23 protein-coding genes and 1 pseudogene are annotated in these 26,535 nt (G+C 68.0%); 11 read left to right on the top strand and 13 right to left on the bottom strand.

Annotated features, from left to right (window positions below; all coding sequences use genetic code 11):
- Positions 1 to 7: 7 nt before the first annotated feature.
- Both ADBZ6K_RS09770 and imuA' read right to left on the bottom strand, forming a co-directional pair.
- A complete protein-coding gene (locus ADBZ6K_RS09770) occupies positions 8 to 1,684 on the bottom strand; it encodes a DNA polymerase Y family protein (RefSeq protein ID WP_526346327.1) in 1,677 nt (558 codons plus the stop codon).
- Positions 1,685 to 1,727: 43 nt separating this feature from the next.
- On the bottom strand, positions 1,728 to 2,429 hold the full coding sequence (gene imuA' / locus ADBZ6K_RS09765; RefSeq protein ID WP_526345963.1) for a DnaE2-dependent mutagenesis accessory factor ImuA': 702 nt from the start codon (positions 2,427 to 2,429) through the stop codon (positions 1,728 to 1,730).
- A 318-nt stretch (positions 2,430 to 2,747) separates the two neighbouring features.
- Here imuA' and ADBZ6K_RS09760 point away from each other — a divergent pair, with 318 nt between their 5' ends.
- From ADBZ6K_RS09760 to ADBZ6K_RS09745, 4 genes are read left to right on the top strand one after another with little or no spacing between them, the layout of a single operon-like run.
- Positions 2,748 to 3,020: a hypothetical protein gene (locus tag ADBZ6K_RS09760; RefSeq protein WP_526345961.1), complete on the top strand. Its 273-nt coding sequence runs from the start codon at positions 2,748 to 2,750 to the stop codon at positions 3,018 to 3,020.
- Between the two features lie 43 nt (positions 3,021 to 3,063).
- Positions 3,064 to 4,686 carry a S53 family peptidase gene (locus ADBZ6K_RS09755; RefSeq protein WP_526345959.1) on the top strand — a complete coding sequence of 541 codons (1,623 nt, stop codon included), beginning with the start codon at positions 3,064 to 3,066 and terminating at the stop codon, positions 4,684 to 4,686.
- Positions 4,687 to 4,717: 31 nt separating this feature from the next.
- Positions 4,718 to 5,941, top strand: a complete 1,224-nt coding sequence (locus tag ADBZ6K_RS09750) for a zinc ribbon domain-containing protein (protein WP_526345957.1) — start codon at positions 4,718 to 4,720, stop codon at positions 5,939 to 5,941.
- Positions 5,938 to 6,705, top strand: a complete 768-nt coding sequence (locus tag ADBZ6K_RS09745; protein WP_526345955.1) for a hypothetical protein — start codon at positions 5,938 to 5,940, stop codon at positions 6,703 to 6,705. Before ADBZ6K_RS09750 ends, ADBZ6K_RS09745 begins: the two co-directional genes overlap by 4 nt.
- A 121-nt stretch (positions 6,706 to 6,826) precedes the next feature.
- Here the strand turns inward: ADBZ6K_RS09745 and guaA are convergent, their stop codons facing one another.
- A complete protein-coding gene (gene guaA / locus ADBZ6K_RS09740; protein ID WP_526345953.1) occupies positions 6,827 to 8,398 on the bottom strand; it encodes a glutamine-hydrolyzing GMP synthase in 1,572 nt (523 codons plus the stop codon).
- Between the two features lie 162 nt (positions 8,399 to 8,560).
- On the opposite strand from guaA, the gene ADBZ6K_RS09735 reads away from it, so the two are divergent.
- The 3 genes from ADBZ6K_RS09735 to ADBZ6K_RS09725 all read left to right on the top strand — a co-directional run bounded on the left by ADBZ6K_RS09735 (position 8,561) and on the right by ADBZ6K_RS09725 (position 13,236).
- Entirely contained in the window at positions 8,561 to 9,295 is a 735-nt protein-coding gene (locus ADBZ6K_RS09735) for a beta-phosphoglucomutase family hydrolase (RefSeq protein ID WP_526345951.1), read from the top strand.
- 18 nt (positions 9,296 to 9,313) lie between these two features.
- Positions 9,314 to 11,662, top strand: coding sequence for a glycosyl hydrolase family 65 domain-containing protein (locus ADBZ6K_RS09730; protein WP_526345949.1), 2,349 nt, complete (start codon positions 9,314 to 9,316; stop codon positions 11,660 to 11,662).
- A gap of 395 nt (positions 11,663 to 12,057) precedes the next feature.
- Positions 12,058 to 13,236 (top strand): FAD-binding domain, encoded by a 1,179-nt coding sequence (locus tag ADBZ6K_RS09725; protein WP_526345947.1) that lies wholly within the window; start codon positions 12,058 to 12,060, stop codon positions 13,234 to 13,236.
- Positions 13,237 to 13,243: 7 nt separating this feature from the next.
- Here the strand turns inward: ADBZ6K_RS09725 and ADBZ6K_RS09720 are convergent, their stop codons facing one another.
- From ADBZ6K_RS09720 to guaB, 4 genes are all read right to left on the bottom strand, one after another.
- The gene (locus ADBZ6K_RS09720) at positions 13,244 to 13,732 is read right to left on the bottom strand and encodes a MarR family winged helix-turn-helix transcriptional regulator (protein WP_526345945.1); all 489 of its coding nucleotides are present in this window, start codon (positions 13,730 to 13,732) and stop codon (positions 13,244 to 13,246) included.
- A gap of 133 nt (positions 13,733 to 13,865) precedes the next feature.
- Positions 13,866 to 15,605, bottom strand: a complete 1,740-nt coding sequence (locus ADBZ6K_RS09715) for a GMC oxidoreductase (RefSeq protein WP_526345943.1) — start codon at positions 15,603 to 15,605, stop codon at positions 13,866 to 13,868.
- A gap of 67 nt (positions 15,606 to 15,672) precedes the next feature.
- Positions 15,673 to 16,845, bottom strand: a complete 1,173-nt coding sequence (locus tag ADBZ6K_RS09710) for a GuaB3 family IMP dehydrogenase-related protein (RefSeq protein WP_526346325.1) — start codon at positions 16,843 to 16,845, stop codon at positions 15,673 to 15,675.
- Between the two features lie 137 nt (positions 16,846 to 16,982).
- Complete coding sequence (guaB, locus tag ADBZ6K_RS09705; RefSeq protein WP_526345941.1) at positions 16,983 to 18,524, bottom strand: IMP dehydrogenase; 1,542 nt, start codon at positions 18,522 to 18,524, stop codon at positions 16,983 to 16,985.
- Between the two features lie 150 nt (positions 18,525 to 18,674).
- Between guaB and ADBZ6K_RS09700 the strand changes: the two genes are divergently transcribed.
- A complete protein-coding gene (locus ADBZ6K_RS09700; RefSeq protein ID WP_526345939.1) occupies positions 18,675 to 19,079 on the top strand; it encodes a DUF5319 family protein in 405 nt (134 codons plus the stop codon).
- A gap of 27 nt (positions 19,080 to 19,106) precedes the next feature.
- Here ADBZ6K_RS09700 and ADBZ6K_RS09695 read toward each other — a convergent pair whose 3' ends face one another.
- The 3 genes from ADBZ6K_RS09695 to ADBZ6K_RS09685 form a co-directional block, all read right to left on the bottom strand.
- Entirely contained in the window at positions 19,107 to 20,462 is a 1,356-nt protein-coding gene (locus tag ADBZ6K_RS09695; RefSeq protein ID WP_526345937.1) for an anti-sigma-D factor RsdA, read from the bottom strand.
- Positions 20,455 to 21,033 carry an RNA polymerase sigma factor gene (locus ADBZ6K_RS09690; protein ID WP_526345935.1) on the bottom strand — a complete coding sequence of 193 codons (579 nt, stop codon included), beginning with the start codon at positions 21,031 to 21,033 and terminating at the stop codon, positions 20,455 to 20,457. The genes ADBZ6K_RS09695 and ADBZ6K_RS09690 overlap by 8 nt, the downstream gene beginning before the upstream one ends.
- A 93-nt stretch (positions 21,034 to 21,126) precedes the next feature.
- Complete coding sequence (locus tag ADBZ6K_RS09685; RefSeq protein WP_526345933.1) at positions 21,127 to 21,933, bottom strand: hypothetical protein; 807 nt, start codon at positions 21,931 to 21,933, stop codon at positions 21,127 to 21,129.
- 480 nt (positions 21,934 to 22,413) lie between these two features.
- On the opposite strand from ADBZ6K_RS09685, the gene ADBZ6K_RS09680 reads away from it, so the two are divergent.
- From ADBZ6K_RS09680 to ADBZ6K_RS09670, 3 genes and pseudogenes are all read left to right on the top strand, one after another.
- On the top strand, positions 22,414 to 22,704 hold the full coding sequence (locus ADBZ6K_RS09680) for a WhiB family transcriptional regulator (protein ID WP_526345931.1): 291 nt from the start codon (positions 22,414 to 22,416) through the stop codon (positions 22,702 to 22,704).
- Between the two features lie 146 nt (positions 22,705 to 22,850).
- Positions 22,851 to 23,297, top strand: a complete 447-nt coding sequence (locus ADBZ6K_RS09675) for a hypothetical protein (RefSeq protein ID WP_526345929.1) — start codon at positions 22,851 to 22,853, stop codon at positions 23,295 to 23,297.
- A 116-nt stretch (positions 23,298 to 23,413) separates the two neighbouring features.
- A pseudogene (locus tag ADBZ6K_RS09670) lies at positions 23,414 to 23,990 on the top strand (DUF222 domain-containing protein); the annotation flags it as partial.
- A gap of 182 nt (positions 23,991 to 24,172) precedes the next feature.
- Here the strand turns inward: ADBZ6K_RS09670 and ADBZ6K_RS09665 are convergent.
- From ADBZ6K_RS09665 to ADBZ6K_RS09655, 3 genes are all read right to left on the bottom strand, one after another.
- Complete coding sequence (locus ADBZ6K_RS09665) at positions 24,173 to 24,823, bottom strand: pyridoxamine 5'-phosphate oxidase family protein (RefSeq protein WP_526345927.1); 651 nt, start codon at positions 24,821 to 24,823, stop codon at positions 24,173 to 24,175.
- Between the two features lie 114 nt (positions 24,824 to 24,937).
- A complete protein-coding gene (locus tag ADBZ6K_RS09660; RefSeq protein ID WP_526345925.1) occupies positions 24,938 to 25,903 on the bottom strand; it encodes an NADP-dependent oxidoreductase in 966 nt (321 codons plus the stop codon).
- An 82-nt stretch (positions 25,904 to 25,985) separates the two neighbouring features.
- Positions 25,986 to 26,240 carry a cupin domain-containing protein gene (locus ADBZ6K_RS09655; protein WP_526346323.1) on the bottom strand — a complete coding sequence of 85 codons (255 nt, stop codon included), beginning with the start codon at positions 26,238 to 26,240 and terminating at the stop codon, positions 25,986 to 25,988.
- Between the last annotated feature and the right edge of the window lie 295 nt (positions 26,241 to 26,535).

Genomic DNA, 26,535 nt, shown 5'->3' with positions numbered 1-26,535 from the left:
GCGGGCGCTATTCATAGACACCTTCGATATACCAGCGCCGTTGGCGGTAACACAGCAGCAGAGCTTGCGCGGGACCCGCGGGGTCTGCGGGCTCGAGCAACACCTGCGCCCGTGCGGTGCGCCCGGCTCTAACCGACCCGGACGACCCTGAGGACCCCACCGGCCCCGCCCTAGGCGATGTAGGCGATGCCGCCGACGCGGGAGACCGGTGGGCCGGTTCCTGGTCCCACCATCGCTCGTCGACCGGCCACGGCCCCGCCCACCAGGACAACCGGCCACGGTAGCCGCCGCCGTCCAGGCGGGCGGGATCGCCGGAGAACAGGCCCCGGTTCGTCACCCGCACCGGATCACCGCCGTCGTCGAGCACTTGCACCGAATCGTCGAGCAGCACCGTCGGCGCCGGCTCGGGAAGACGGCCAGGCCATGGTTGACGCGGGTCGGCCCGCGGCACCGGTTCGTCACCGAGCGGCGTGAAGGTGATCCGTTCGGCGGGTCCGCGACCGCCGCTGAGCACCGGCATCTGCACGGCCTCCGGCCCGAGCAGTCCCTGCACCCGTACCAGCGCCCGGCGGGCGCGCAGTCTGTCCTCGTCGCCGACGCCGCCCCACAGGGGCAGTTGTAACGCCCCCGCCGAAACCACCTCGACGGGCACTAGGCGCAGCACGGTGATCGGGGCGGTGGGGCCTCCGCCCGCCCCCGCCCGGCGATTCAGCCAGCCGTCCAGTTGCCAACGCACCCGATCGGCGGTGGCATCCTCGGTCAGCGGCTCGGCGCAACGCCAAACCCGGTTCAGCTCTTCGCCATTGGCGGTGACGGCCAGGATGGCCAGCCGGGTGCATCCGACCCCGGCGGACTCCAGCCGCGAATGCAGGCCGGCGGCCAGCGAACGCCCGGCGAAGGCAGCGGCATCCACCCTGTCGATCGGCGGATCGCAGTCCATCGCCACCTCCAGTTCGGGCGGCGGTTCCCGCCCGGACGGTCCGCGCATCGGTTCCCCGCGGGCGAATCGGTGTGCGACCACCGCATCGGCACCGAACCGGGACGACACATCCGTCCTGGACAGCTCAGCGAACTGACCGATATTGCGGATCCCCATGCGCCACAGCAGATCAGCCAGATCCTCCCGCCCGGGAGAAGCCAGGCTCGGTTCCGTAGCCAGCTGCCTGATGGACAGCGCGGACAGGAACAGCGCGTCCTTGCCCGGCTCGACGATTCGGCCGGCACGGGCCGCGAAGACCGCGGTGGGCAGCCGATCGGCGATGCCGACCTGACATTCGGCACCCACTGCCGCCACCGCGTCGACCAGCCGCTCGGCGGCAGCCTGTTCGGATCCGAAGTAACGGCCCGCCCCCCTGGCGGACAGCACAAGCAGCCCCGGCCGCAGCACCTCCGCCCGCGGCACCAGATCGTCGACGGCCGCCGTCACACCCTCGAAATGACGGGCGTCGCGGGCCGGGTCGGCGGGGACGACGTGCAGCTGCGGGCAGCGTGCCTGCGCCTCCCGGCGGCGCAGACCTCGGCGCACTCCCGCCGAGCGGGCCGACGCCGAGCAGGCGATGACACGGTTTGCCAGTGTGATCGCGACCGGGTCGGTCGACGCCAGGCCACTGGCGGCCGCCGCGGCGACAGCGGGCCAGTCCATGCACCACACTGCCAACACCCGGGAGCGGCGATCGGAGGACATACCGCCGGCACGGGCACTGAACGCTGCAGCGGGGCCGGCCACGTCATCCGCCCACCGCGCGCATGGGACCGAGGGAGCGCCCGCCCGCCCGCATATCCAGCCGCACCCGGCCGATTCGGCCACACCCCGGTATCGGGGTCCCTGGGCCGGCACCGATGATCTCGTAGCCGCTGACCCTGGCCTCCAGCCGCGCCGAGGCGCCCTGCCAGGTGCCGTCGGTGACCAGCAGGGTGCAGCCCCGCTGCCGGGCGCGGGCCGTCACCGCACGGGCCCGCCCCGCCGTCACCGCACACCCGCCCAGGCCTAGCAGCACGAGATCCATGCCATCCATCAGCACCGCGGCCACCTCGACGGGATCGGTTCCCGGGTCGGGGATGACCGCCAGCCGGCTCAGATCCGCACCCATCTCCACCGCCGCCAGCAACCCCATCTCGGGTAAGCCGACGATCGCCGCGTGACCGCCTGCCGCAGTCGTCGCCGCCACTATGCCCAGCGGCAGCGACCGCGCACCGAGCACCACCGCTACCGTGCCGCGTGGCAATGCCGCGGGAAGCCGTCCGGCCAGCGCATCGGGCACCGGCAGCAACGTCTCCGAGTCGGGCAGCAGGTCATCGGACGCCACCTGCCCATGGTGCGACGCCCCCACCCCGCCCGAAACGCCCGATGCCCCCGATACCCCGGCCATCCTGCGGCGCAGCTGTTCGAGCTGTTCAGCCCGGCTGAGCCGACGCAGATCCGGGCTCATCGCCCTCTCCACAGCAACTCCTCCCGCACCGGAACCACCCGTCAACACCCCGCCAATAGGCACGGCCTGGCACCCATTTTTTCGAATGTATGTTCGATCAATCGAGTAAACACCCGGTCACCGACACCGTCAAGCGGTCGATCTCAGCGAAGCGACGCCACCAATGTTTCTGCAGGTGCGGGCGCATTACGCTAAAGTTTCAGTCACCAGAACCGGCTTCGGGAAAGGGCTGGCGTACGATCTCGGATCGTGCCGAATCGCAAGCGATTCACCGAAGGCAGCTCTGTCAGTACTCGGGGGATAGATAAGGAAGGCATCATGAGGTCACGATTGGCACGCCGACTGGCACTCACTGCGGGCGGCGCGGCGATCATCGGGATGGTCTCGCTGACCGCGGCGTGCGGTGGCGGCGAGCAGGCTCCCGAAACCACCACGGAAACAACTACGACCACCACCACCGAAGCCACGACCACGGCACCATCGGTGGAGCCCACCGAGAAGGCGCCGCGCCTCGATCCCGGCGGCCCCAACCCCTTCTCTCCGACGGTGATCGCACCTCCGGCGCCGACGGCCATCCCCGGCGATCACTAGCACCCCGCTCGCACGGGAGGCTGGATCGCCCAGTCGTTCGGCGATGACCGCACAACGCGGTTTGCCCGGAATTTCCGGGCACTGGCTGCTGGTCCTCTTGACGGCCGGCGTGCTGGTACTGGCATCAGACCTGCGGGTCGTGTCGGTACCCGGCGCGCCGGCCGTTATCGGTGGTCCCTATGCGTTGTTGCTGGGCGCCTCAACCGACCTCGGCCCGTCCCACAGTGACCGCGTCCAGCTCACCGTCACGCTGCGTGACTCAACCCAACCGGACAGACTGCTCGGCTGGGCGGGCGAACACCACCTGTCGGTGCGCTGGCGGCCCGGGGACGACTGGGCGATCGTCGAAGGTGGCCCGCAGGCCGTGGCAAATTCCTTCGGCGTCGAGGTACACGACTACCGGGGGCAGCTCGGCCAGGTGTTCTATGCATCCCCGCAGCAGCCGGTGGTCCCCGCACCGCTGCGCGGCCAGGTCACCGAAATGGGCCGGATCCTCGGCTACACCCCGCACCGCATGTCACGTCCGTCGATGATGCCGCTGGACGTGCCGGATCAGGGACTCTCCCCGCAGGCGTTGCTGACGACGTACAACGCCGACCGGCTGGCCCAACAGGGCTACACCGGCAAGGGGACCACCATCGTCATCTTCGCCTTCGACGGCTACGACCAGGCGGACCTGGATTCGTTCGCCACCCTGTTCAACCTGCCGAAGTTCACCCCTGTCCTGGTCGGTGGGCAGCCGGGGGAACCCAGGGGTGAGACCACGATGGACCTCGAGGTCGCCCACGCCGTCGCACCCGATGCCCGCAAGGTAGTCATCAATGCCCGGCCGACGGTGGCGGGAGACGGGGCGTTCGAGAAGATCGGCCAGATGCTCGAATCGGCCAATCAGCAGTTCCCCGGCGCTGTGTGGAGCTTCTCCATCGGCTGGGGCTGCGACAAGCTGCACACCGCCGCCGACATGGCACCGGTGCGCTCGGCATTGGTCAACGCGCACCAGCGCGGCACCACCGCGTTCAACGCCAGCGGCGATCTGGCCGGCCTGGAATGCAAGGGCGGGCAAGACTGGTCATCGCCTCCCGGAAACGCCGACATCGGGCTGGACTCGATCGCCTCGCTGCCCGAGATGACCGACGTCGGGGGCACCACCCTGTCCACCGATGCCGAAGGCCGGTGGCTGTCCGAACAGTCCTGGTTCGACGTTCCGCTGTCCCTCGGCACCGGCGGCGGCGTGTCGTCGATCTTCGAACGTCCCGAATGGCAACGCGGGCTGACCACACCCGACGGTCAGGATCCGGATGGGCAGCGACGGCTCACACCGGATGTGGCGGCGGTGTCCGATCCGTTCACCGGTGCGCGGATCGTCTTCAACCAGAAGGTGTTGCAGGGCGGCGGCACATCCCAGGCGGCGCCGCTGTGGGCGGGGCTTGCCGCGCTGATGAACCAGTACCTCGTCGAGAACGGCGGGCGTCTGCTCGGCGATCTCAATCCGGTGCTGTACCGGATCGCCGCGGGTGCACCGAGACCGGCGTTCCGCGATGTGGTTCTCGGCGGCAACGTCGTCGCCGATGCCGGTCCCGGCTACGACCTGGCAACGGGGCTCGGGACGCCGGACGTGGAGAATCTGGTGCAGAACATCCTGACGTTGCAGCGGGTGAGCCAATGAGCGGCCAGCGAGAGGCGAAGGCGGATCGCGCATGACAGATCCAGATTCCGGTCGACCCGGAGCCGACGATGTCGTGCCCACCATGGAATGCGAGGTGTGTCAGCTCGACGTGCCCGCGGGCAAGTTCTGCGGTTTGTGCGGCGCGCACCTGACGCCGCAGCGCGGCGACGGCCCGTGGTGGCTGCGCCTGAGTGCCTACGGCGCGGCACCCAACGAGGGTCTGTTCCGCCTGTCGCTGACCAGTTCCCTGTTCCCCCAGCTGCCCGAACGCAGCCGGATCCCGTTCCGGATCGGCCTGCTGGTGCTGCTCGCCGGATTGATCGCGTGCACCCTGCTTCGGCTGCCCGCCGCGCTGATCGCCCTGTCCGCGCTGGGCCTGCCCATGCTGTTCCTGATCTACCTGCGGGAATCCGACGCGTTCCGCGACCTGGCCGCCCGCGATCTGATCCTGGCCGTGCTGATCGCGATCACGCTCGGCGTGGGCTGGGTAATGCTGACCGGCGAGATGATGGCCCGGTCGTACGGCGTCCCGCTCGGCGTCGGGATCGCGGGCAGCCGGATCCTGCGGGAAGGCCTGGGTATCCCGCTCGGCGGCCTGCTGCTCATGCTGGTGCCCGCCCTCGTCGTCCGCCTGATCCCGACGCCCAACCGGGAGTCGCTGCAGGGGTTCGCGATCGGCGCGCTCGGGGCGCTGACCTTCACCGCGGCCGCCACCCTGACCCGGCTGGCACCGCAGTTCAGCACCGGGATGATCGCCCGCAACCGGCCCATGTCGGGGCTGATGGTGGAGGCCGGCATCCGCGGGATTGCGGTGCCCGTGACCGCCGCGGCGGTGGGCGGCCTGATCGGGGCGGCGCTGTGGTTCAACCGGCCCGCCAGCAAGACGGGCCAGCACCGCTCCTATGTCCGCATGATCATGATCGGCACCGGGCTGGCCGTCCTGGTGCTCTACGCGGGGATCGGGCTCATCGACGTCGCGCGCGTGCCGCAGTTCCTGCAGCTGTGCGTCCACCTGGCGGTCTCACTGCTGGCCATCCTGGCGTTGCGGGTCGGCCTGCAGCTCGCGCTGCTGCACGAATCCCACGATGCGATCGAGGCGGATGAACCGCTGCTCTGCCCCAACTGCGGTCACGTCGTGCCCGATATGGCGTTCTGCCCGGCCTGCGGGGTGGCGACACACGCCTCATCGCGATCGTCACGATCCGCGCGGCGCCGGGTGCGTCCCGTGCGCGACACCGAATCGAACAGCCCGTGACCACTGCCACCGACTCGGACGGCCCGGCGGCGGCCGGTCCCGCCACCACCGAGCTGTTTCCCGGCTACGCGGTGCCCCGGGGAAACTATTCGGCGACCCCGGTGCGCCGGACCTCGCTGGTCGGCGTGCTGCGGACATGGGGCGTGGCCATCCTCGTCCTGGCCGCCGCACTGGTCGGGCTGTCTGCGATCGTAAGTAAGCCGCCCGCGCGCTACGCGTGCCCCCCGGACTGCGGCAGTCCGCCCACGGGTGAGCCGGTCGCGGTCAACCCGCTCTTCACCGCACCCGACGGTTCGTTCTCCGTCTCTTACCCGGCCGAGGGCACGGCCTACCGGGTCACCACGAAGCCCAACGGGGTGACCGCCGACTTCCTCGGCGGCGACGGGGGCACCCTGCAGCTGTTCAGCGAGCCGGTCGCCGGGCGGACGCCGGAGCAGATCGCCACCGGTCTGGTCAACAGCACCTTCCCGGATACCCGCACGGCCTACGTGATCCCCAACACGATGGTGGGTTACCAGCCCGGCTACGGCCTGGCCGCCGACTGCTGGCCGCAGGGCGCCACGAGCAACTACACCCGGATGCGTGTGCTGGTCATGGTGGCCGTGAAGAACAACCTGGCGCTGGTCGCGTCGGCCGTCGGGCCATTCCGCCAGTTCGGACCGGAGTTCGGCCTTGGCAAACCGTCGGGCGCCAACCTGCAGATCGCACTCGATATGGGCAAGTACGTCAACAGCTTTCGCTGGCAGGGCGACCCGGCGCGGTGACGCTCAGTCGTACACGCATGAACCGGCCGGGCGCCTCGGCGTGCATTGGCCAAACCGGCACGGCGACACCCATTAGTGGCGAATCACGCTGCAGCACAACCGATTCGACAGCGCGAGGCGGCTACTCCCATTCGATGGTTCCCGGCGGCTTGCTTGTGACATCGAGCACCACGCGGTTCACCTCGGCGACTTCGTTGGTGATCCGGGTGGAGATGCGCTCGAGCACCTCGTAGGGCACCCGCGTCCAGTCCGCCGTCATCGCGTCCTCGCTGGACACCGGCCGCAGCACGATCGGGTGACCGTAGGTCCGTCCGTCGCCCTGCACACCTACCGAACGGATATCGGCCAGCAACACCACGGGGCACTGCCAGATCTGGTGATCCAAGCCGGCCGACGTCAGTTCCTCACGAGCGATGGCGTCGGCACGCCGCAGTGTGTCGAGCCGCTCGGCGGTGACCTCGCCGACGATCCTGATGCCGAGCCCGGGGCCCGGGAAGGGCTGGCGCGCCACGATCTCCTCGGGCAGCCCCAACTCGCGGCCCACCGCGCGAACCTCATCCTTGAACAGCAGCCGCAGCGGTTCGACGAGGGTGAACTTCAGATCGCCGGGCAGGCCACCGACGTTGTGATGGCTCTTGATGTTGGCGGTACCCGACCCGCCGCCGGACTCCACCACATCGGGATACAGCGTGCCCTGCACCAGGAAGTCGATCGCCCCGTCGTCTGATTCACCGGTACCGGAGAGGATGTCGCGCACCGCGCCCTCGAACGCACGGATGAACTCCCTGCCGATGATCTTGCGCTTACCCTCCGGGTTGGTCACGCCCGTCAGCGCCTCCAGGAACCTGTCGGCGACGTCGACGGTCACCAGGTTGGCGCCGGTGGCCGCGACGAAATCGCGCTGGACCTGTGCCCGCTCCCCCGCCCTGAGCAGGCCGTGGTCGACGAACACGCAGGTCAGGCGATCGCCGATGGCGCGCTGCACGAGAGCGGCCGCCACCGCCGAATCCACTCCGCCGGACAGCCCGCAGATCGCTCGGCCGGCACCGATCTGCTGACGCACCTGCTCGATCAGTGTGTCGGCGATGTTGGCGGGCGTCCACGCGGCGCCGATCCCCGCGAACTCGTGCAGAAAGCGGCTGAGCACCTGCTGACCGTGCGGGGAATGCATCACCTCGGGGTGGTACTGCACACCGGCCAGGCGGCGGGCCCGATTCTCGAAAGCCGCCACCGGCGCACCGGCGCTTGCGGCAACCACCTCGAAGCCCTCCGGCGCGGCGGTGACCGCGTCACCGTGGCTCATCCACACCGGCTGAAGGCTCGGAAGATCCGAATGCAGGTTCCCTCCAGCGACTTTCAGCTCCGTCCTACCGTATTCGCTGGTACCGGTGTGCGCGACCGTTCCCCCGAGCGCCTGCGCCATCGCCTGAAACCCGTAGCAGATGCCGAACACCGGCACCCCGAGGTCGAACAGGGCGGCGTCCAGCTGGGGGGCGCCGTCGGCGTAGACGCTAGCGGGCCCGCCGGACAGGACGATGGCCTGTGGGTCCTTGGCCTTGATCTCCTCGACGCTGGCGGTATGCGGCACGACCTCGGAGTACACCCGCGCCTCCCGCACCCGGCGTGCGATCAGCTGCGCGTACTGCGCTCCGAAATCGACCACCAACACGGGGCGGGGCGAGGGGGAATTCACGTGTGCAGTCTAGTGTCGGCGGATCGGCGTGTATCACGGCGCAGGCGCACGCGAGGAGCAATGCAGCCAGGCGCACGCGAGGAGCAATGGAGTCGTGGGGACACGCCTCGTCATGCTGGTGGGGGAACGGCAACGACGCCGAACTCGGAAAGCGAGGTCACCGTGCTGGGACTGCCCGATCACATCCGGGCCTGCCTCTTCGACCTCGACGGTGTGCTCACCGACACCGCAAGCGTGCACACCAGGGCGTGGAAGGCGATGTTCGACCGGTTCCTGCGGGCCCGCGCGCAGCGCACGGGTACCCCGTTCGTGCCGTTCGACCCGGTCGCCGACTACCGCCGGTTCGTGGATGGCAAGCCCCGCGGCGACGGTGTCCGGTCATTCCTGGCCAGCCGCGGCATCGACATTCCCGACGGCGACCGTGACGATCCCCCGGAGGCTGAGACGGTGAACGGACTGGCCAACAGCAAGAACGACGCCTTCCTGCAGACGCTGCACGGCGATGGCGTCGAGGTGTTCGACGGTTCGCGGCGCTACCTGACCGCGGTCTGGAACGCGGGCATGGCGGTGGCGGTGGTCTCCTCCAGCGCCAACACCCGCGAAGTGCTCGCCATCACCGGTCTGGACCGCTACGTGCAGCACCGGGTGGACGGTGTCACGCTGCGCGACGAGCACATCCCGGGCAAACCCGCTCCCGACTCGTACCTGCGGGCAGCCGAGTTGCTCGGAACCCCACCCGCCGACGGCGCGGTGTTCGAAGATGCCCAATCCGGGGTCGAGGCGGGCCGGGCCGGGGGATTCGGCTACATCGTCGGCGTCGACCGGCTGGGGCACGCCGACGAGCTGCGCCGCTGCGGCGCCGACGTGGTGGTGACCGACCTCGGCGAACTGCTGTAGGCGGTATCGGAGGCCATGATGATCACCCATGACGCCTTCCCCGTCGAACCGTGGCAGGTCCGCGAGACCCGGCTCGAACTGACCCTGCTCGCGCAGACCGAGTCGCTGTTCACCCTGTCCAACGGTCACATCGGATTGCGGGGCAACCTGGACGAAGGGGAACCGCACAGCCTGCCGGGCACCTACCTGGGCTCCTTCTTCGAGGTCAGGCCGCTGCCGTACGCCGAGGCGGGCTATGGCTACCCGGAGGCCGGTCAGACCATCGTGGACGTGACCAACGGGAAGATCTTCCGGCTGCTGGTCGACGACGAGCCCTTCGACGTCCGCTACGGCGACCTGCTCGAGCACGAGCGGATCCTCGACCTGCGGGCAGGCACGATGACCCGGCGCGCGGGCTGGCGATCACCGGCTGGCAAGCAGGTCACCGTCACGTCGACGCGGCTGGTGTCGCTGACCCACCGCAGCGTGGCCGCCATCGAGTATGTGGTCGAGGCGCGCGACGAATTCGTCCGGCTCACCGTGCAGTCCGAGCTCGTCACCAACGAGGACCAGCCGCAGATCTCCGCCGACCCCAGAGTGGCGGCGGTGCTGCGGAGCCCGCTGCAGGCGGTGCACCACGAGCACACCGACCGCGGGGCTCTGCTCGTACACCGGACCCGCGGCAGCGCGCTGATGATGGCCGCGGCGATGGACCACGAGGTCGAGGTTCCCGGGCGCGTCGAGATCAGCACGGACTCGCGGGAGGACCTGGCCAGGACGACGGTGATCTGCGGGCTGCGGCCGGGCCAGCAGCTGCGGATCGTCAAGTTCCTGGCCTACGGGTGGTCCAGCCTGCGCTCGCGTCCGGCACTGCGCGACCAGGCGGCCGGGGCGGTGGCCGCGGCCCGATACAGCGGCTGGCAGGGTCTGCTGAACAGCCAGCGGGCCTATCTCGAGGAGTTCTGGGACGGCGCCGACGTCGAGGTGGAGGGCGATCCGGACTGTCAGCAGGCGGTGCGGTTCGGCCTGTTTCATGTGCTGCAGGCCAGTGCGCGCGCCGAGCGCCGGGCGATCCCGGCCAAGGGCCTCACCGGCACGGGCTACGACGGACACGCGTTCTGGGATACCGAGGGATTCGTGCTGCCCGTGCTGACGTACACGGTGCCCGCTGCGGCCGCCGACGCGCTGCGGTGGCGGGCGTCGACGCTGGAGTTGGCCAAGGAACGGGCCACGCAGCTCGATCTGAACGGCGCCAGCTTCCCGTGGCGCACCATCCGTGGCGAGGAGTGTTCGGCTTACTGGCCCGCCGGTACGGCGGCCTGGCATATCAACGCCGACATCGCGATGGCGTTCGAGCGGTACCGCATCGTCACCGGCGATGACTCCCTGGAGCGGGAATGCGGCCTTTCGGTGCTGGTGGAAACGGCCAGGATGTGGCTCTCGCTCGGCCATCACGATCGGCATGGGGTGTGGCACCTCGACTGCGTGACCGGACCCGACGAGTACACCGCCGTGGTGCGCGACAACGTGTTCACCAACCTGATGGCCGCACACAATCTGCGTGTCGCCGCGGACGCCTGCACCCGCAACCCCGAGGCGTCCTACGAGATGGGCGTGACGACGGAGGAGACGGCTGCCTGGCGCGACGCCGCCGACGCGGTGCACATCCCATTCGACCACGAGCTCGGGGTACACCCGCAGTGCGAGGGATTCACGACCCTCGCCGAATGGGACTTTTCGGTCAACACCCGCTATCCGTTGCTGATGCACGAGCCCTATGTGCGGCTCTACCCGGCGCAGGTGCTCAAGCAGGCCGATCTGGTGCTGGCGATGCACTGGCACAGTCACGCGTTCACCGCGGAACAGAAGGCGCACAACGTCGATTACTACGAACGCCGCACCACGAGGGACTCCTCGTTGTCGGCGTGCACGCAGGCGGTGATGTGCGCCGAGGTCGGGCATCTGGAGCTGGCGCACGCCTACACCTACGAGGCGGCGATGATCGATTTGCGCGACCTGCACTCCAACACGCGCGACGGCCTGCACATCGCCTCGCTCGCGGGAGCGTGGACGGCGCTGGTCGCCGGGTTCGGCGGCCTGCGCGACGACGGGGGTGTGCTCGATCTCGACCCACACCTGCCCGACGGGATCGCGTGCCTGCGTTTTCGGCTGCGCTGGAAGGGTTTTCGGCTGACGGTGGATGCCAACCACACCGATGTCACCTATACGCTGCGCGACGGGCCCGATGCGGCACTGTCCATCCGGCACGCCGGACGGGCCGTCACACTCACTTCCGCCGCGCCGTCGACGCTGCCGGTTCGGCGCCGAATTCCGTTGCTGCCTACCCCGCAACAACCCCCGGGCCGCGAGCCGGCCCGGCGCCGGTAAGGAGCCGTAGCCCCAGCTGTCGAACCGGGTTGACAGCTTGCCCGCGGGACCAACCGGCCTGGCCGGGTGGCGCGGCACGAACCGCACGAACGGTAGCCATTCGCCGACGGCGCGGAAATCCGCATCCGAACCGTCCACCTCCAGCACGACTTCCCGCGGCTTTCCCGATGTCCGTCCGGTGTGGTTGAGCAACAGCAGCCGCCTGCCGAACACCCAACCCAGTTCGAGGTGGTACATCCGGATCGGCAGCCGCAACAGCCGGCGCCACAACCCCGAAGGCAGGGGTACTTGTCGAAGGACCTTCATGTCGCACCTCACAGCCACCCTTGAATAGGATAGTGCAACTATTGCATAGTGCTATGGTAGTCATATCCTTGCGACGGGAAAGGCACGCCATGAAAGTCGCGATCGTCGGTGCCGGCATCGCCGGGCCAACACTTGCCTACTGGCTGACTCACCACGGCCACGAAACGACGGTGATCGAGAAATCCCCGCACCTGCGCACCGGCGGCTATGTGGTCGATTTCTGGGGCGGCGGGTACACGGTCGCCCAGCGGATGGGTCTCGATGAGGAACTGCAGGCCAAAGGCTATGCCGTGAACGAGCTCCGGTTGGTCGACGGGCGCGGCAAACGCGTCGGGGGCTTCGGTGTGGAGGCGTTCCGACGCAATCTGGCAGGCAGGTTCGTCAGCGTCTCGCGCGGTGACCTGGCGGCGATGATCTACCACCTTGTGCAGGATCGGGTGGAAACTCTGTTCGGCCAAAGCATTTCCGCGATTGAGCAAGACGACGGGGAGGTCGCGGTGACTCTGGGGGACGGCGTATCGCGCACGTTCGATCTCGTCGTCGGCGCTGGTGGTATTCATTCACCCGTCCGCGGCATGATCTTCGGCCCGAATACCCGATTCGACCGGGATCTGGGCTACCGCGTCGCGGCGTTCGAAACCACCGGCTACCGGCCCCGGGAGGAGCTGGTGTACGTCGCGTACAGCACCCCGGGGCGCATGGTCGGCAGATTCACCCTCCGAGACGATCGCACGCTTTTTCTGTTCGTTTACCGCGACGGCGGGTCAGGTGACGATCCGGCGGACGCCGCCCAGACGCGGTCGGTCCTGCGCAGCCGATTCGCCGACGCGGGATGGGAATGCCCGCAGATCCTCGACAGTCTCGAGGAGGCCGACGACCTCTACTTCGACCGGGTCAGCCAGATCGTGATTGATCGCTGGTCTCGGGGGCGGGTGGCGCTCGTCGGGGATGCCGCCGCGGCGGTGTCGCTGCTGGCGGGCGAGGGCGCGGGACTGGCGATGGTGGCGGCCTACATCCTGGCCGGTGAGTTGGCGCGAGCAGGCGACGACTACGCCGAGGGTTTCCGCCGATACGAGGACCGGCTGCGACCGGTGATCGCGGACAGGCAGCAGTCCGCCCGCAGATTCGCCTCGGTGTTCGCACCGAGGACGGCTCTTGGCGTGTGGACCCGCAATCACGCCAGCAGTCTGCTCAACATGAAGTCGTTGGCCGACTGGACAATCCGCCGCGAATTCGCCGAGGACGTCGCGCTTCCGGCCTACCAGTAGATCTTCGTCACCGTAGCTGCTCGTCAACGTCGAGGTGCGCGTCGGGTTCGCTACCCGCGGCCGCGAACGCGGTCAATGCCCGCACCAGGCCCCGGCGGTCCCTGGCCGACATCTTCTGCACCACCCTGGCGATCTCGTCGCGGCGGTGCGCAGTGACCTCGTGCACGACGTCGCGCCCGCGGTCCGTCAGCTCGGCGACCAGCTCGCGGCGGGACTGCGGGTGCGGATTGCGCACGATCAGTCCCGCACCGACCAGCCGGTCGACCATTCGCCCTGTGGTCGACGGTTGCACGTCGAGCAGACCGGCCAGCGTGACAAGGTTCAGCGGGCCGTGATTGGCCAGGATGACCAGCGTCCGGAACTGCGGAATCGTGATCGTTTCGTCGACCCGAGCGATGGAACGCGCCGACAGCGCGACAAGCAGCCGTGATGCGGTGAGCAATGCATCGGTGATGGCATCCAGCGGTTCGGAGGGCTCCGTCGTTGTCCCGGTCACAGGCTTGCCTCCCGCTCGGCGCACACGCTCCCCTGCAGGACGCAACTATTGCATACAGCCACGGTCGCCGGATGCGCGACAGCACCTCATCCCGCGATGAGACGCAAGTGGCGCCGGATCCCGCGAAAATGGGTTACTTTGCGTCTGCTGGCGCCGGAACGGTGGGCCGGCCGCGCAGTGCCGCGGGCGCCGCTGCGGGCACCACCGGATGCTCCGGCGGGATCGCCGCCAGCCGAACGTAGGTTTCACCCTGCGGCGGCCGGGCTTCCCGCTGGCCCTTGTTCGGCCACAGCGATGCAGCCCGCTCGGCCTGCGCAGTGATCGAAAGTGACGGGTTGACACCGAGATTGGCCGATATGGCGGCACCGTCCATCACGTGCAGGCTGGGATAGCCGTAGACCCGCTGATAGGGGTCGATGACGCCGGTGTCGGGGCCGTCACCGATCGCCGCACCTCCCAGGAAGTGCGCGGTGAGCGGGATGTTGAACAGCTCGCCCCAGGTGCCGCCCGCAACGCCGTCGATCTTCGCGGCGATGCGCCGGGTCACCTCGTTGCCGACCGGGATCCACGTCGGATTCGGTTCGCCGTGGCCCTGCTTACTCGTCATCCGGCGGATGCCGAGCCGGCCGCGCGTGGTGAATGTGGTGATCGAGTTGTCCAGGTGCTGCATCACCAGCGCGATCACCGTGCGCTCGCTCCAGCGGCTGACGTTGAGCATGCGCAGGCTTGCGCGCGGATCCTCGCGGGCGTTGGCGAACAACTGCTTCCAGCGCGGCACGTCGGTGCCCTGCGGTCCGGTGCCGTCGGTCATCAGCGTCTGCAGCAGGCCCATCGCGTTGGATCCCTTGCCGTAGCGCACGGGCTCGATGTGGGTGTCCGGCGTGGGATGGATCGACGACGTGATGGCGACGCCGTGGGTGAGGTCAAGGTCGTCGCCCGTCTCCAGTCGTCCGGCGCCGACGATGGATTCGGAGTTGGTGCGGGTGAGCACACCCAGGCGGGCCGACAGCCGCGGTAGCTTGCCTTTGTCGCGCATCCGAAACAGCAGCTTCTGGGTGCCGAACGTGCCCGCGGCCAGCACCAGGTGGGTTGCGGTGAACGTATTCCGCCCGCGGCGCAACCGACGGTCGGTCCGGGCCGTGCGGACCTCCCATGACCCGTCGGGCCGCTGCTCGAATCCGGTCACGGTCGTCATCGGATGCACTTGCGCACCAGCAGATTCCGCGAGCCCGAGGTAGTTCTTCACCAATGTGTTCTTGGCTCCGTAGCGGCAGCCGGTCATACACGACCCGCATTCGATGCAGCCGGTTCGGGCGGGACCGGCGCCGCCGAAGTACGGGTCGGGGACGGTCCGGCCTGGCGCCTTGGTTCCGTCGGGCCCGAAGAACACTCCGACCGGTGTTGGCACGAAGGTGTCGCCGACACCCATGTCCTCGGCGACCTCCTTGATGATGCGGTCGGCGTCGGTGAACGTCGGGTTCTTGACCACTCCGAGCATGCGCTTGGCCTGCTCGTAGTGCGGCATCAGCTCGTCACGCCAATCGGTGATGTGCGCCCATTGGTTGTCGTCGAAGAACGGGTCCGGCGGGACGTAGAGCGTGTTGGCGTAGTTCAGGGAACCACCACCCACCCCGGCACCGGCCAGGATCATCACGTTGCGCAGCAGATGGATGCGCTGGATGCCGTACATACCCAGTTTGGGAGCCCACAGGAACTTGCGCAGATTCCACGACGTCTTGGCGAAGTCGGCGTCCTCGAATCTCCGACCCGCCTCCAGCACACCGACGCGGTAGCCCTTCTCGGTGAGGCGCAGCGCGCTGACACTGCCCCCGAATCCCGAGCCGATGATCAGGACGTCATAGTCAGGCTGCATCGCCCCAGTATGAACTTACCCGTCGGTAACTTCTAGACAGGATGCCCTAACTTGTAAAGCGGGCAGGTCAGCTGCCGACGGCCAGGCCGACCTTCTGGAACTCCTTGAGATCGCAGTAGCCGGCCTTCGCCATCGCCCTGCGCAGTCCGCCGACCAGGTTCAGCGACCCGAAGGGGTCGTCGGAAGGCCCATTGAGCACCTGCTGCAGCGACGGCCGTTCACCCGTCGCGATCTGCAGCAGTGCGCCGCGGGGCAGCGACGGGTGCGCAGCCGCGGACGGCCAGAACCACCCGTCGCCCAGCGCCTCGGCGGCGACGGCCAGCGGCGTACCCAGCACCACCGCGTCGGCACCGCAGGCGATCGCCTTGGCCAGCTCACCGGAGGTGTGGATGTCGCCGTCGGCGAGCACGTGCACGTAACGGCCGCCCGTCTCGTCGAGATACTCGCGGCGGGCCGCCGCGGCGTCGGCGATCGCCGTGGCCATCGGGACGCTGATGCCAAGAACCTCGTCGCTGGTCGTCGCACCGCTGGTGGAGCCGTAGCCGACGATGACCCCGGCGGCTCCCGTGCGCATCAGGTGCAGGGCCGTGCGGTGATCGAGCACACCCCCGGCCACGACGGGCACGTCCAGGTTGGCGATGAAGGTCTTCAGGTTCAGCGGTTCGCCGACCCCGTGATCCTGCGCCACCCGCTCGGCCGAGATGATCGTGCCCTGGATGACCAGCAGATCGATGCCGGCGGCGACCAGCGACGGCGTCAGCGCCTGCGCGTTCTGGGGGCTCACCCGGACCGCGGTCGTCACCCCGGCTTCGCGGATCCGCGCGATCGCCGCACCCAGCAGGTCGGGGTTCAGCGGCGCGGCGTGCAGTTGCTGCAGCAGCCGGATGGCCGCCGACGGCGCCGCCGGGCAGGAGCGGGGCGACCCGGGATCGGGTCCCTTCTCCTTTTCGGCGATCTCGATCACCTGGGCGATCTTGGCCTCGACGTCGGCGTGGCGACCGATCAGACCTTCACCGTTGAGTACGCCGAGCCCGCCGAGGCGGCCCATTTCGATGGCGAACTCCGGCGACACCAGCGCATCCGCCGGATGGGTTACCACCGGGATGTCGAACCGGTAGGCGTCGAGCTGCCATCCGGTCGACACATCCTTCGACGAACGGGTACGCCGCGACGGAACGATGTTGATGTCGGCGAGTTCATAGGTGCGGCGGGCGGTGCGGCCCATCCCGATCTCGACCATGTCACGCATGAGTCAGCCCCTTGCCGAGTGGCGAAATCGACATTTTGCAGGCAAAGCTCGAGTGGAGGTCTGCAAAACGTGGATCTCGGCGGATTGATGTGCCGCGTCCACCTCGTGGCATGACGTAGCGGTCCGTTCTAGCGGGTGTAGTAGTTAGGCGCCTCGACGGTCATCGTGATGTCGTGTGGGTGGCTTTCCTTCAGCCCCGCCGCGGTGATCTGCACGAACTGCGCCTGCTGCAGTTGCTCGATGGTCGCCGACCCGGTGTAACCCATCGCGGCTCGCAATCCGCCGGTCAGCTGGTGGATGACCGTGGCCAGCGGCCCGCGGAAGGGCACCCGGCCCTCGATACCCTCGGGCACCAGCTTGTCCTCCGACAGTACGTCGTCCTGGAAGTAGCGGTCCTTCGAGTACGACTTCGCACCGGAGCGGCCTTGCATGGCACCCAACGAACCCATGCCTCGATAACTCTTGAACTGCTTGCCGTTGACGAAGATCAGATCGCCGGGGGATTCGGCGGTACCCGCCAGCAGCGAGCCGAGCATGGCCGTCGACGCGCCCGCGGCGAGCGCTTTGGCGATGTCACCGGAGTACTGCAAGCCGCCGTCGGCGATCACCGGAACGCCGTGCGGGGCGCATGCCGCGACCGCTTCCAGGATCGCGGTGATCTGCGGGGCGCCGACGCCGGCGACCACGCGGGTGGTGCAGATCGAACCCGGCCCGACGCCCACCTTCACCGCGTCGGCGCCCGCGTCCACCAAGGCCGACGCGGCGGCGCGGGTCGCGACATTGCCGCCGACCACCTCGACGCGGTCACCCACCATGGTCTTTAGCCGGTGCACCATGTCGAGCACCGAACGGTTGTGGGCGTGTGCGGTGTCGACGATCAGCACGTCGACACCCGCGTCGACGAGAGTCACCGCCCTGGTCCACGCGTCGTCGCCGACCCCGACCGCGGCGCCGACCAGCAGCCTGCCGTCTCGGTCCTTGGTGGCCAGCGGGAACTGCTCGGTCTTGACGAAGTCCTTTACGGTGATCAGCCCGGTGAGCTTGCCGTGCCCATCGACGATCGGCAGCTTCTCAATCTTGTTGCGGCGCAACAGACCCAGCGCAGCTTCGGCGGACACGCCCTCGCGGGCGGTAATCAGCGGGGCCTTGGTCATCACCTCCGACACCGGCTTGTTCTGGTCCACCTCGAACCGCATGTCGCGGTTGGTGATGATGCCGACCAGCGACCCGGTGTCGTCGACCACGGGCAGGCCGGAGATCCGGAACCTGGCGCACATGGCGTCGACCTCGGCCAGTGTGTTGTCCGGTGAGCAGGTGACCGGGTCGGTAACCATGCCTGCCTCGGAGCGTTTGACGGTCTCCACCTGCCCGGCCTGCTCGGCCACAGGCAGGTTGCGGTGCAATACGCCCATTCCGCCCGCACGCGCCATCGCGATCGCCATGCGCGATTCGGTGACGGTGTCCATCGCGGAGCTGACCAGCGGCACCTTCAGCCTGATCTTCTTGGTGAGCTGGCTGGATGTGTTGGCGGTGGCGGGCACCACATCGGAAGCCGCGGGCAGCAGCAGGACGTCGTCGAACGTCAACCCGAGCATGGCGACCTTGGTCGGATCGTCGCCGCCGGTCGGCACCGGTACGGCGAGGGGAACGCTGCTTTCAGCGATCGACATGGGAGGGGCCTCCAGGGACAGGCGCAGAACAGATGCCTAATCTTATCGGCAGGGGCGCCGGAGCATTCGCTCCGGCGCGTCCGTTCGCGGCCGGCCGAACCTGATCGAGGTGGCTGGCGCGATACCAGCGGGGCTGCGTAGTGTGGAACTGTGCGTGACAACCTGCCGCCCGGTTTGCCGCCTGATCCCTTCGCCGACGATCCCTGCGACCCGTCGGCAGCATTGGACGCGCTCGAACCGGGCCAGCCCCTGGATCCGCAGGAGCGCACCGCCGTCGAGGCGGACCTGGCGGACCTGGCGGTCTACGAGGCGTTGTTGGCGCACAAGGGTATTCGAGGCTTGGTGGTGTGCTGCGACGAATGCCAGCAGGACCACTACCACGACTGGGACATGCTGCGGGCCAACCTGTTGCAGCTGTTGGTCGACGGCACGGTCCGTCCGCACGAACCGGCCTACGATCCCGAACCCGACGCCTACGTCACCTGGGACTACTGCCGGGGTTACGCCGACGCGTCACTGAATGAGGCGACGTCGGAGTCCGACGGCTACCGCTGAGCGTCGGCGCGCTTCCCGGCACTCCACTCACTCCCCGTCTCCGCCGCCACCGCCCCCCAGGATCGGCAACGGAATGATCAGCGTCGTCGTCACCGGACCGGGAAGCGACGGCCGGCCACCGATCGGGCCGCGGTCGGGAACCTGGACGTTCGGAACCTGGTTGGGAATCTGGACATCCGGAACCCGAATGGTGGGCACCTGGACGTCCGGGACCTGAACAGCGGGCACCTGGACGTCCGGGATCTGAACAGGTTCGGGCACCTGCAGAACCGGGCCACGCACCGTTGACGTCGACCCCTCGACGACGTCGCTGGTTGCGCCTCCCACGCCTGCCGTTTCCTCCGGCGCGGCGGATACACCCGCGTTGGTTGTGGTTGTCGTGGTGAATGTCCTCGTCGTCGTTGTTGTCGTGGGCTCTGTGGTGGTGGGTTCCGTCCTCGTCGTCGTAGGCGCCGTCGTTGTCGGTTCCGTGGTGGGTTCGGTTGTCGTCGGCCCTGTGGCTGTCGGCGCTGTGGTCGTCGGCCCTGTCGTCCCGGTCTGAGGCGCGGCGCTGGTCGTTCCCGACTCGGACGGCACAGTCGAGGTCGGGGTGGTCTCCGACGGCGACGTGGCGGTTCCCGATGTTCCCGATGTTCCCGATGTTGTCGTCGTTTCCGACGGTGACGTGGCTGTTCCCGATGACCCCGATGTGGTGTCCGACTGCGACGTGCTCGTCGAATCACCGGGGGCCACGACCACGGGCAGGTCGGGAAGCGTCGCCGGTGGAGCGTTCGGTGGGACGGTCGCGGCCGCATCGCGGGCCTCGACCTTGACCGACAGCTGTTGCCACTGGTCGACGAGTTGCTGCTGCCGCCCGGAATCGGTCACCTCGCGCACCGTCGTGGTTACGGTGTTCAGTTTCTCCTGCGCGGCGTCCCACTGACCGTCGTCGATCAGTTGCTGGACCTGTTCGAGTTCTGTCTGCGCGGCCAGCACGACCTGATCGTCGCGGGTCGTATGCTGCTCACCGAACATCATGGTGCGCAGGCCGTACAGTGCGTCGCCGGGCGCCGCGCCGTACACCACGGTGCCGAAACCGCCGATGCACAACAGCACCGCGGCGATCGAGCCGATCACAGCAAACGGAAACCGGCCGCGTGGGCGGGTTGCGACTGCATGGTCCAAGGCGGCGATCGCTTCGCTCTCCGTCGCTACCCCAGCGGTTCCCGGTGCGCGGACCTGGTCACGCCACCCCACGAGCAGCGAAGCGAGTTCCGCCTCGGCCGGGTCGGTCGAGTACGCCGGCTGCTCCGACGCCAACGCGTCGAGGAACCGGTCCGTGCGGTTGAGCTCATTGAGCGACGGGTCTCCGCCATTTGCCGTCCATCGACCGAAATCAGGCATGGTCGCCGCCTGTCGCGATGATCTCCGCCTTCAGCCGCGCCAGGGCCCGGTGCTGGGCAACCCGCACCGCGCCCGCCGTGCTGCCGACCGCCTCGGCGGTCTCCTCGGCGCTCATGCCGACGACGACCCGCAGAATCAGGATCTCGCGCTGCTTCTCCGGCAACACCTTGAGCAGTTCACTCATCCGGGCAGACGCCTCGGCCTCGACAGCCAACTGCTCCGGACCCGCTTCCGCGGAGAGCCGCTCGGGCACCGCGTCGGTCGGATCGGACCGGTTCCTTGCGACGGCCCGATGCGCGTCAGCAACCTTGTGCGCGGCGATGCCGTATACGAAAGCCAGGAACGGGCGTCCCTGGTCCCGGTAACGCGGCAGCGCCGTGATGGCGGCCAAGCACACCTCCTGTGCGATGTCATCCGCTGACAGACCACTCCGCTCCGTCGTTCCGATCCGCGCCCTGCAGTACCGCACAACGATCGGACGAATGGTCTCCAGCACCTCCCGGAGGGCGTCTCGGCTGCCGGCGACAGCCTCAGCAACGACAACATCGAGACGTTCTCCCGAACTTGTCATCGTGGGCAGCTTCTCCAGCGTTACGTGTGGGGACGCAACTAGTCGGCGTGGGGGGTCAGCTAAACAATAACGAGCCGACGCGCCCGAACCCGGTCAGCGACCCTCCCACACACCTCCCCTGTGATGCACCGCGTCGGCGGTGTCCCGGCGGATCTCGGCGATCTGCGCCATGGTGCGGCTGCCACTGCCGATGTCGCCCAGCAGGCAGGCCAGCGCCCAGCGAAGGGGGATGAGATCAAGTCGCTCCGCAGAGTCCAGTGCCGCATCGGCCACCAGGCGCGACCGGTCGATCATTCCCGCACTACACAGAGCCGCAGCCAGGATCACGTCCGTCTTGACGATGTGGCGCGCCGATCCCAACGCCGCCGCCAGCACCGCGGCCCGCTCTGCGTGCCCGACCGCCGCAGCGCCGTTGCCGGACGCCATCGCCAACTCCGCGCTCACCCATTCCAGCCGCACAGAAACCCGGATCGTCGGCCCCGCATCGCCGCAACGCTCACCGGCGCGCTCCAGCAACCGCGCCGACGTGCCGAACCTTCCGGTGCCCAGCGCATCGGCAGCCAAGCCGATCAACGCATCGGAAGCCGCTTCCACATCCGGGCCCGCGACGGCCAGCGCCCTGCCGTCCCAGCCGGCGGCGCGGCTGTGCCAGCCGAGTTGACGCAGGAACGACGCCCGGGTGCTGTGGGCAAGGGAAACGAACGGTCCGCCCCCATCCGCACGGGTGAGACGGGCCAGGTCCGCAAGCGCGCTGCCGTAACGGCCCTGCCCCCCGGCCGCGACCGCGCGCAACCACAGGGTCTGCGGAGTTGACCCCGACGGCAGAGGCCACCGCCACGGAGTGTGGCCAAAGGCACAATCCGCCAGAACGGTTGCCGAGTCGACATCTGGGGATGGCATTGGATCGCGACACTACCAACGCGGCGACGGCGCCGATACACCGAACTGCCTGTTCATTCGGCATATGCCCTATCGATCGATTCGGCAACTACCCAGGCGGGTAGGTGGGCTGCCCATTTGCCGGGTGCGGCTCGTTAACAATTTGTGGTCACTATGTTACGACAGTGTAAATCGTTGACAGGGCAACAGAAAGCAACAGCGCCGCGGCGTGGCACGCGAACAGCGGAAACGCGAGGCACGGTCTCTCGGCGCGGGATTCGATAGCACGTTTGTCGTTGCGAACGGGTCAGACCGATGAACGTGATGTAAATTCTCAACCTGCGATTATGTGAATCAGCACATGATCGGGCTATTGACTCTAATTATTCAGCCACCCTACTTTGTGTGCACGAGTAGTCATCGGCGACATGTGCTCGGATCGTTTCGACTTCTGACGATCTCCCGCGTTCTCGAAAAGGGTGTGTAGAGAGGGGTTTTCCCATGCCACAGCCGCAGCAGCTACCCGGGCCGAACGCCGATATCTGGGACTGGCAGATGCAGGGCCTTTGCCGTGGTGTCGATTCGTCGATGTTCTTCCACCCCGACGGGGAGCGTGGCCGTGCGCGCGCGCAGCGCGAGATGCGGGCCAAGGAGATGTGCCGCCGGTGCCCCGTGATCGCCCAGTGCCGCGCGCACGCGCTGGCCGTTGGTGAGCCCTACGGCATCTGGGGCGGGCTGTCGGAGTCCGAGCGCGAGCTCTTGCTCAAGCGCGGGATCCGCCGCACCGCCTAGCCCACAGACTTCCTTCAAAACGACTTCGCTTCCCACACGCTCGGCGTGTCGGAGGCGTTGTTCTGTTTGACTGACTCTGCTCTGATTGAGCGGTCCCGCCACTACGCTCAATCATCGTCGCAGCCGACAAGCCGACCGGACGGAAGGTGAACGACGTGGTCGAATCCCTCGAGACCGAGGGCAGCATCGTCGCATCGGAAGCCACGACTGCGAGCACGGTTGTGGCCGGATCGGCTGCCACCGTAGCCAGCTTTGCAGTCGCAGGATCGGCGGCGACGGTGGCCAGCACCACTGTCGCCGGGTCGGCGGCCACGGTCGCCAGTGCCGGCGTAGTCAGCTCGGCCGCCACCGTCGCAAGCACCGCCGTCGCCGGATCGATCGCCACCGCAGGCTCCGCCGCTGTCGCCGGAAGTATCGTCACCGCAATGTCACTCGCGGTCGCCGGGTGCATCGCATGCGTGGCGTGCGCCTTCTGCAAACGCTGTATCGCATGTCTGGGCTGCTTCGGCTGTACCAATTGCGTTGGGTGCGTGGGGTGTTACAACTGCACGGGCGTGCGCTTCGCCGTCGGGCTGCGCGACGTCCACGTCTGACCAGCCTCGAGGGACAGCATTTCTCCATAGGCGTGGGTATGTCTGGGCGCCAATGGTTTTGGTGAAGAGCCGATCGCGCGCGCGGTTTTGTCGGTGGTGGCCGTGATGATGGTGTCATGCCTTCGACCGCAACTTCTCCCGCCGCCCCGGTGAGCCGGGGTCAGCGGTTGGAGAGGTTGTTCGCGCGCTAGCGCAGTTGTGCGGGCAACGCAACGCGATCGATCGGCGCATCGTGGACATCGTCGCCGAAATCGACAGGCAGCGGCCGTGGGGCGCCACCGGGGTGCGCTCGCTGTCGGCGCTGGTGGCCTGGAAAAGCGGGATGTCACCGGCCAACGCGCACACCATCACCACCATCGCCGAGCGCCTACCCGAGTTCCCGCACTGCGCGGCCGGGCTGCGCGAGGGCCGACTGTCCCTGGATCAGGTCGGGGTCATCGCCACCCGAGCCACCGACGGATCCGACGCCCACTGCGCGCAGCTGGCCCAGGTCGCCACCGTCACCCAACTACGCACCGCGATCAAACTCGCCCCCCGCCCCACACCCGACCCAAAATCTGAACTCGAACGCTCGATCCACACAACCACCGACGACACGCACACCACCTGGCGCATGCGACTACCCCACCCCGACGCAGAGGTTTTCCAGGCCGCCCTGGCCTCCCACCGCGACGCCTGATCACCGAATGGAAACACGGAATCGCCGACCGCCCCACCACCATCGGCCAACCAGGAGGCGGTCAGTCATCGCGCGAGTCGTGGGTCTAGCGGGGCGCCGGCCCCGGAAACCACCACAACAAGAAACCCCGTGGCACTCAACCCACCCTCCAACCCGCCTCGCCGCTCGACCCGCGACCTGCAGGAACTCGGGGGAGTCAGGACCGCTGCACCGCTTGTGCCTCGAGTAGCCCGGCCCTGAGGGCGGCGTTCTCCTCCTCGAGCGCAGACAACCGTTGCCGCAGATTCGCCAGCGCCGGTTCGAGTTCCGCCGCCGAGAAGCGTCCGGTGATGTGCTGCGGACAGTTCCAGTCGAATGCGTCGACGGTGACGACGACGGCTCGTTCGACGACGGCGTCGTAGGCGGGGTCGCTCAGCAACCGCATCAGGTCCGGATCCTGGTGGGCAGTCACGAGGCGGGCATGTCCGAAGATCTTCAAGCGACTCCGCCGCCGGTAGTCGACGGCGATAAGCGCCACGCGATCGTTTCCGCCGAGGTTCCCCGCGCTGATGTACTGCAGGTTGCCTCGAAAGTCGGGCCAGCCAATCGTGTGATCGTCCAGCACGTGCAGGAATCCGACCGGCCCGCCGCGGTGCTGAACGTATGGCCAGCCCGATTCACTGACGGAGGCCAGATAGAAGCTGTCCCGCCCGGCAAGGAAGTCCTTTTCGTCGTCCGTCAGGGCGTCCGGCTCGGTGGATGCCTGAGCCGCCCTGCGCTTTCGGTCGTAGAAGGCGTCGCTGCCATGCTCGTGCTGGACGGCGCGCACGTCGTCGGTGAATGCGATCGCCGGATAGCGCTTACTCATCCGTCCTCCAGTCGACGTGCCCAGCGGGTAGCCCGTGCAACACCGAAGGTCTCGTCGTTCTTCCTCCGGAAACTAGGCCACTCCTTCACAGAATCCCGTGAGAACGAAAGTTCGTTACGGTCTGATTCCTCCGCCGGATCGTCGGTTGCCGGTTGCCAGTTGCGCGTCCATCACTCGGATCATCGTCCTGCCGCCGCTGCGGTTGGCCGGATCGAACGCGGCGGCAGCCTCTTCGAGGGCGTAGGTCCGTCCGAGGAGTGGCTGCAACCGTCCGTCTCGAAGCCTGCGCTCCAACTCGACGAGGCCCGTGCGATCGGGTTCGACGACGAAGAAGACGGCGCGCCTGCCCTCCCGCGGAACCGGCGGCGGTTCGGCGATGCTGACGAGTGAACCGCCGCGACGAACCAACATCGCTGAGCAATAAAGGATTTGGCCGCCCAACACATCGAACACCACGTCGACCTCGCCGATGTCCTCCAGCCGGTCGCGCTCCAGGTCCACGAAGATCTCCGCACCCAGACCAAGCACGATCGGTGCGTGTGCACCGCGGCCCGTACCGATCACCCTGGCCCCGGCCGCATGCGCCAGTTGCACCGCAAGCGAACCGACGGCGCCCGCGGCGCCGTGGATGAGTACGGTCTGACCTGTCTGGAGATGTCCATGCGTGAACAGTCCCTGCCAGGCGGTGAGACCAGAAATCGGCAGCGCCGCAGCCATGATGTGGTCTACCCCGGTAGACAGCGGCGCAAGGTTGCGTGCCTCGACCGCCACGAACTCGGCCAGCGTGCCGTTGCGGCACCAGTCGGTGAGTCCGAACACTCGTTGACCGACAGCGACACCGGTTGTCCCGTAGCCCAACTCGACAACGACACCGGAGACGTCGTGGCCGGGAATCGTCGGGGTCCGGTCTCGCCCGGCACGGTCGGTCCATGTCCCCGGCCAGTCGAGTTCACCCGGGGTGAAGCCCGCCGCGAACACGCGCACGATGACGTCGTTCTCGGCAGCATGCGGGTAGGGCATATCGGCCAGCGCAAGCCCTTCGACGCCTGCAGCGCGATCACACGCGACAATCGCTCGCACGGTGTTCAGCACCCAGTTCGGCGCGCTCTGGGGTGGCGCATTGCATCGCGAGCGGCGATCTCTTCAGGATCGAGCATGGTGATCATGTCCACATCTGGAGCACAGATGCAGACCGCCAAAACGCGGCTCCACCCCTGGCGTCCAAGTTCCTCATCTGATAATGCACCACTTCGCCACCGGGCTCCCAAAAGGCCTCACCCGCACCAATTTCAGTGGGTGCGTCTCGCTCGAGCTCGAAGCGGATCCTGCCCTCCAGTACGTAGCCGAATACCGGTCCAGAGTGACGATGTGGCTCCGGTCCGGCATCGGCGGGTGGAATCTCGACGAGTTGTGTCATCGCGTGTGCACCCTCCGGGATTGACGGTGGGGTGGCGGATAAGAGATCGGTGACGGTAGCACCAACCAGCCCAACCGAAGTCCGGGCCGCCAGCGACTTGCTGACCGTGCCGATGTACACGACGCCCGGCTCCACGGCAGCCGGGTGCCCCGCACCAATCGACCCGACCGGATCGCGACACAAATGGCGTCCATCACGCTCTCCCGTGCCCTGCCACCGGAGCGATCCAGGTGCAGATCCAATCCGGCGACCGGACCGCGGACGTTTGCCCCAACGATCCCGTGCATCGCGTCTT

It is taken from the genome of Mycobacterium sp., assembly GCF_044223235.1.
GTDB lineage: Bacteria > Actinomycetota > Actinomycetes > Mycobacteriales > Mycobacteriaceae > Mycobacterium.
The sequence above is the reverse complement of the archived record's forward strand: the minus strand, read 5'-3'. Positions and strand labels throughout refer to the sequence as shown.

What these genes read in the sequence shown, in the direction of transcription:
- ADBZ6K_RS09770 (WP_526346327.1), bottom strand. Translation starts at nt 1,684, where the DNA reads ATGTCCTCCGATCGCCGCTCCCGGGTGTTGGCAGTGTGGTGCATGGAC.
- ADBZ6K_RS09750 (WP_526345957.1), top strand. Translation starts at nt 4,718, where the DNA reads ATGACAGATCCAGATTCCGGTCGACCCGGAGCCGACGATGTCGTGCCC.
- guaB (WP_526345941.1), bottom strand. Translation starts at nt 18,524, where the DNA reads ATGTCGATCGCTGAAAGCAGCGTTCCCCTCGCCGTACCGGTGCCGACC.
- ADBZ6K_RS09680 (WP_526345931.1), top strand. Translation starts at nt 22,414, where the DNA reads ATGCCACAGCCGCAGCAGCTACCCGGGCCGAACGCCGATATCTGGGAC.
- ADBZ6K_RS09690 (WP_526345935.1), bottom strand. Translation starts at nt 21,033, where the DNA reads ATGACAAGTTCGGGAGAACGTCTCGATGTTGTCGTTGCTGAGGCTGTC.
- ADBZ6K_RS09710 (WP_526346325.1), bottom strand. Translation starts at nt 16,845, where the DNA reads ATGGTCGAGATCGGGATGGGCCGCACCGCCCGCCGCACCTATGAACTC.
- ADBZ6K_RS09730 (WP_526345949.1), top strand. Translation starts at nt 9,314, where the DNA reads ATGATCACCCATGACGCCTTCCCCGTCGAACCGTGGCAGGTCCGCGAG.
- ADBZ6K_RS09695 (WP_526345937.1), bottom strand. Translation starts at nt 20,462, where the DNA reads ATGCCTGATTTCGGTCGATGGACGGCAAATGGCGGAGACCCGTCGCTC.
- ADBZ6K_RS09655 (WP_526346323.1), bottom strand. Translation starts at nt 26,240, where the DNA reads ATGACACAACTCGTCGAGATTCCACCCGCCGATGCCGGACCGGAGCCA.
- imuA' (WP_526345963.1), bottom strand. Translation starts at nt 2,429, where the DNA reads ATGAGCCCGGATCTGCGTCGGCTCAGCCGGGCTGAACAGCTCGAACAG.
- ADBZ6K_RS09715 (WP_526345943.1), bottom strand. Translation starts at nt 15,605, where the DNA reads ATGCAGCCTGACTATGACGTCCTGATCATCGGCTCGGGATTCGGGGGC.
- ADBZ6K_RS09755 (WP_526345959.1), top strand. Translation starts at nt 3,064, where the DNA reads ATGACCGCACAACGCGGTTTGCCCGGAATTTCCGGGCACTGGCTGCTG.
- ADBZ6K_RS09665 (WP_526345927.1), bottom strand. Translation starts at nt 24,823, where the DNA reads ATGAGTAAGCGCTATCCGGCGATCGCATTCACCGACGACGTGCGCGCC.
- ADBZ6K_RS09725 (WP_526345947.1), top strand. Translation starts at nt 12,058, where the DNA reads ATGAAAGTCGCGATCGTCGGTGCCGGCATCGCCGGGCCAACACTTGCC.
- ADBZ6K_RS09685 (WP_526345933.1), bottom strand. Translation starts at nt 21,933, where the DNA reads ATGCCATCCCCAGATGTCGACTCGGCAACCGTTCTGGCGGATTGTGCC.
- ADBZ6K_RS09760 (WP_526345961.1), top strand. Translation starts at nt 2,748, where the DNA reads ATGAGGTCACGATTGGCACGCCGACTGGCACTCACTGCGGGCGGCGCG.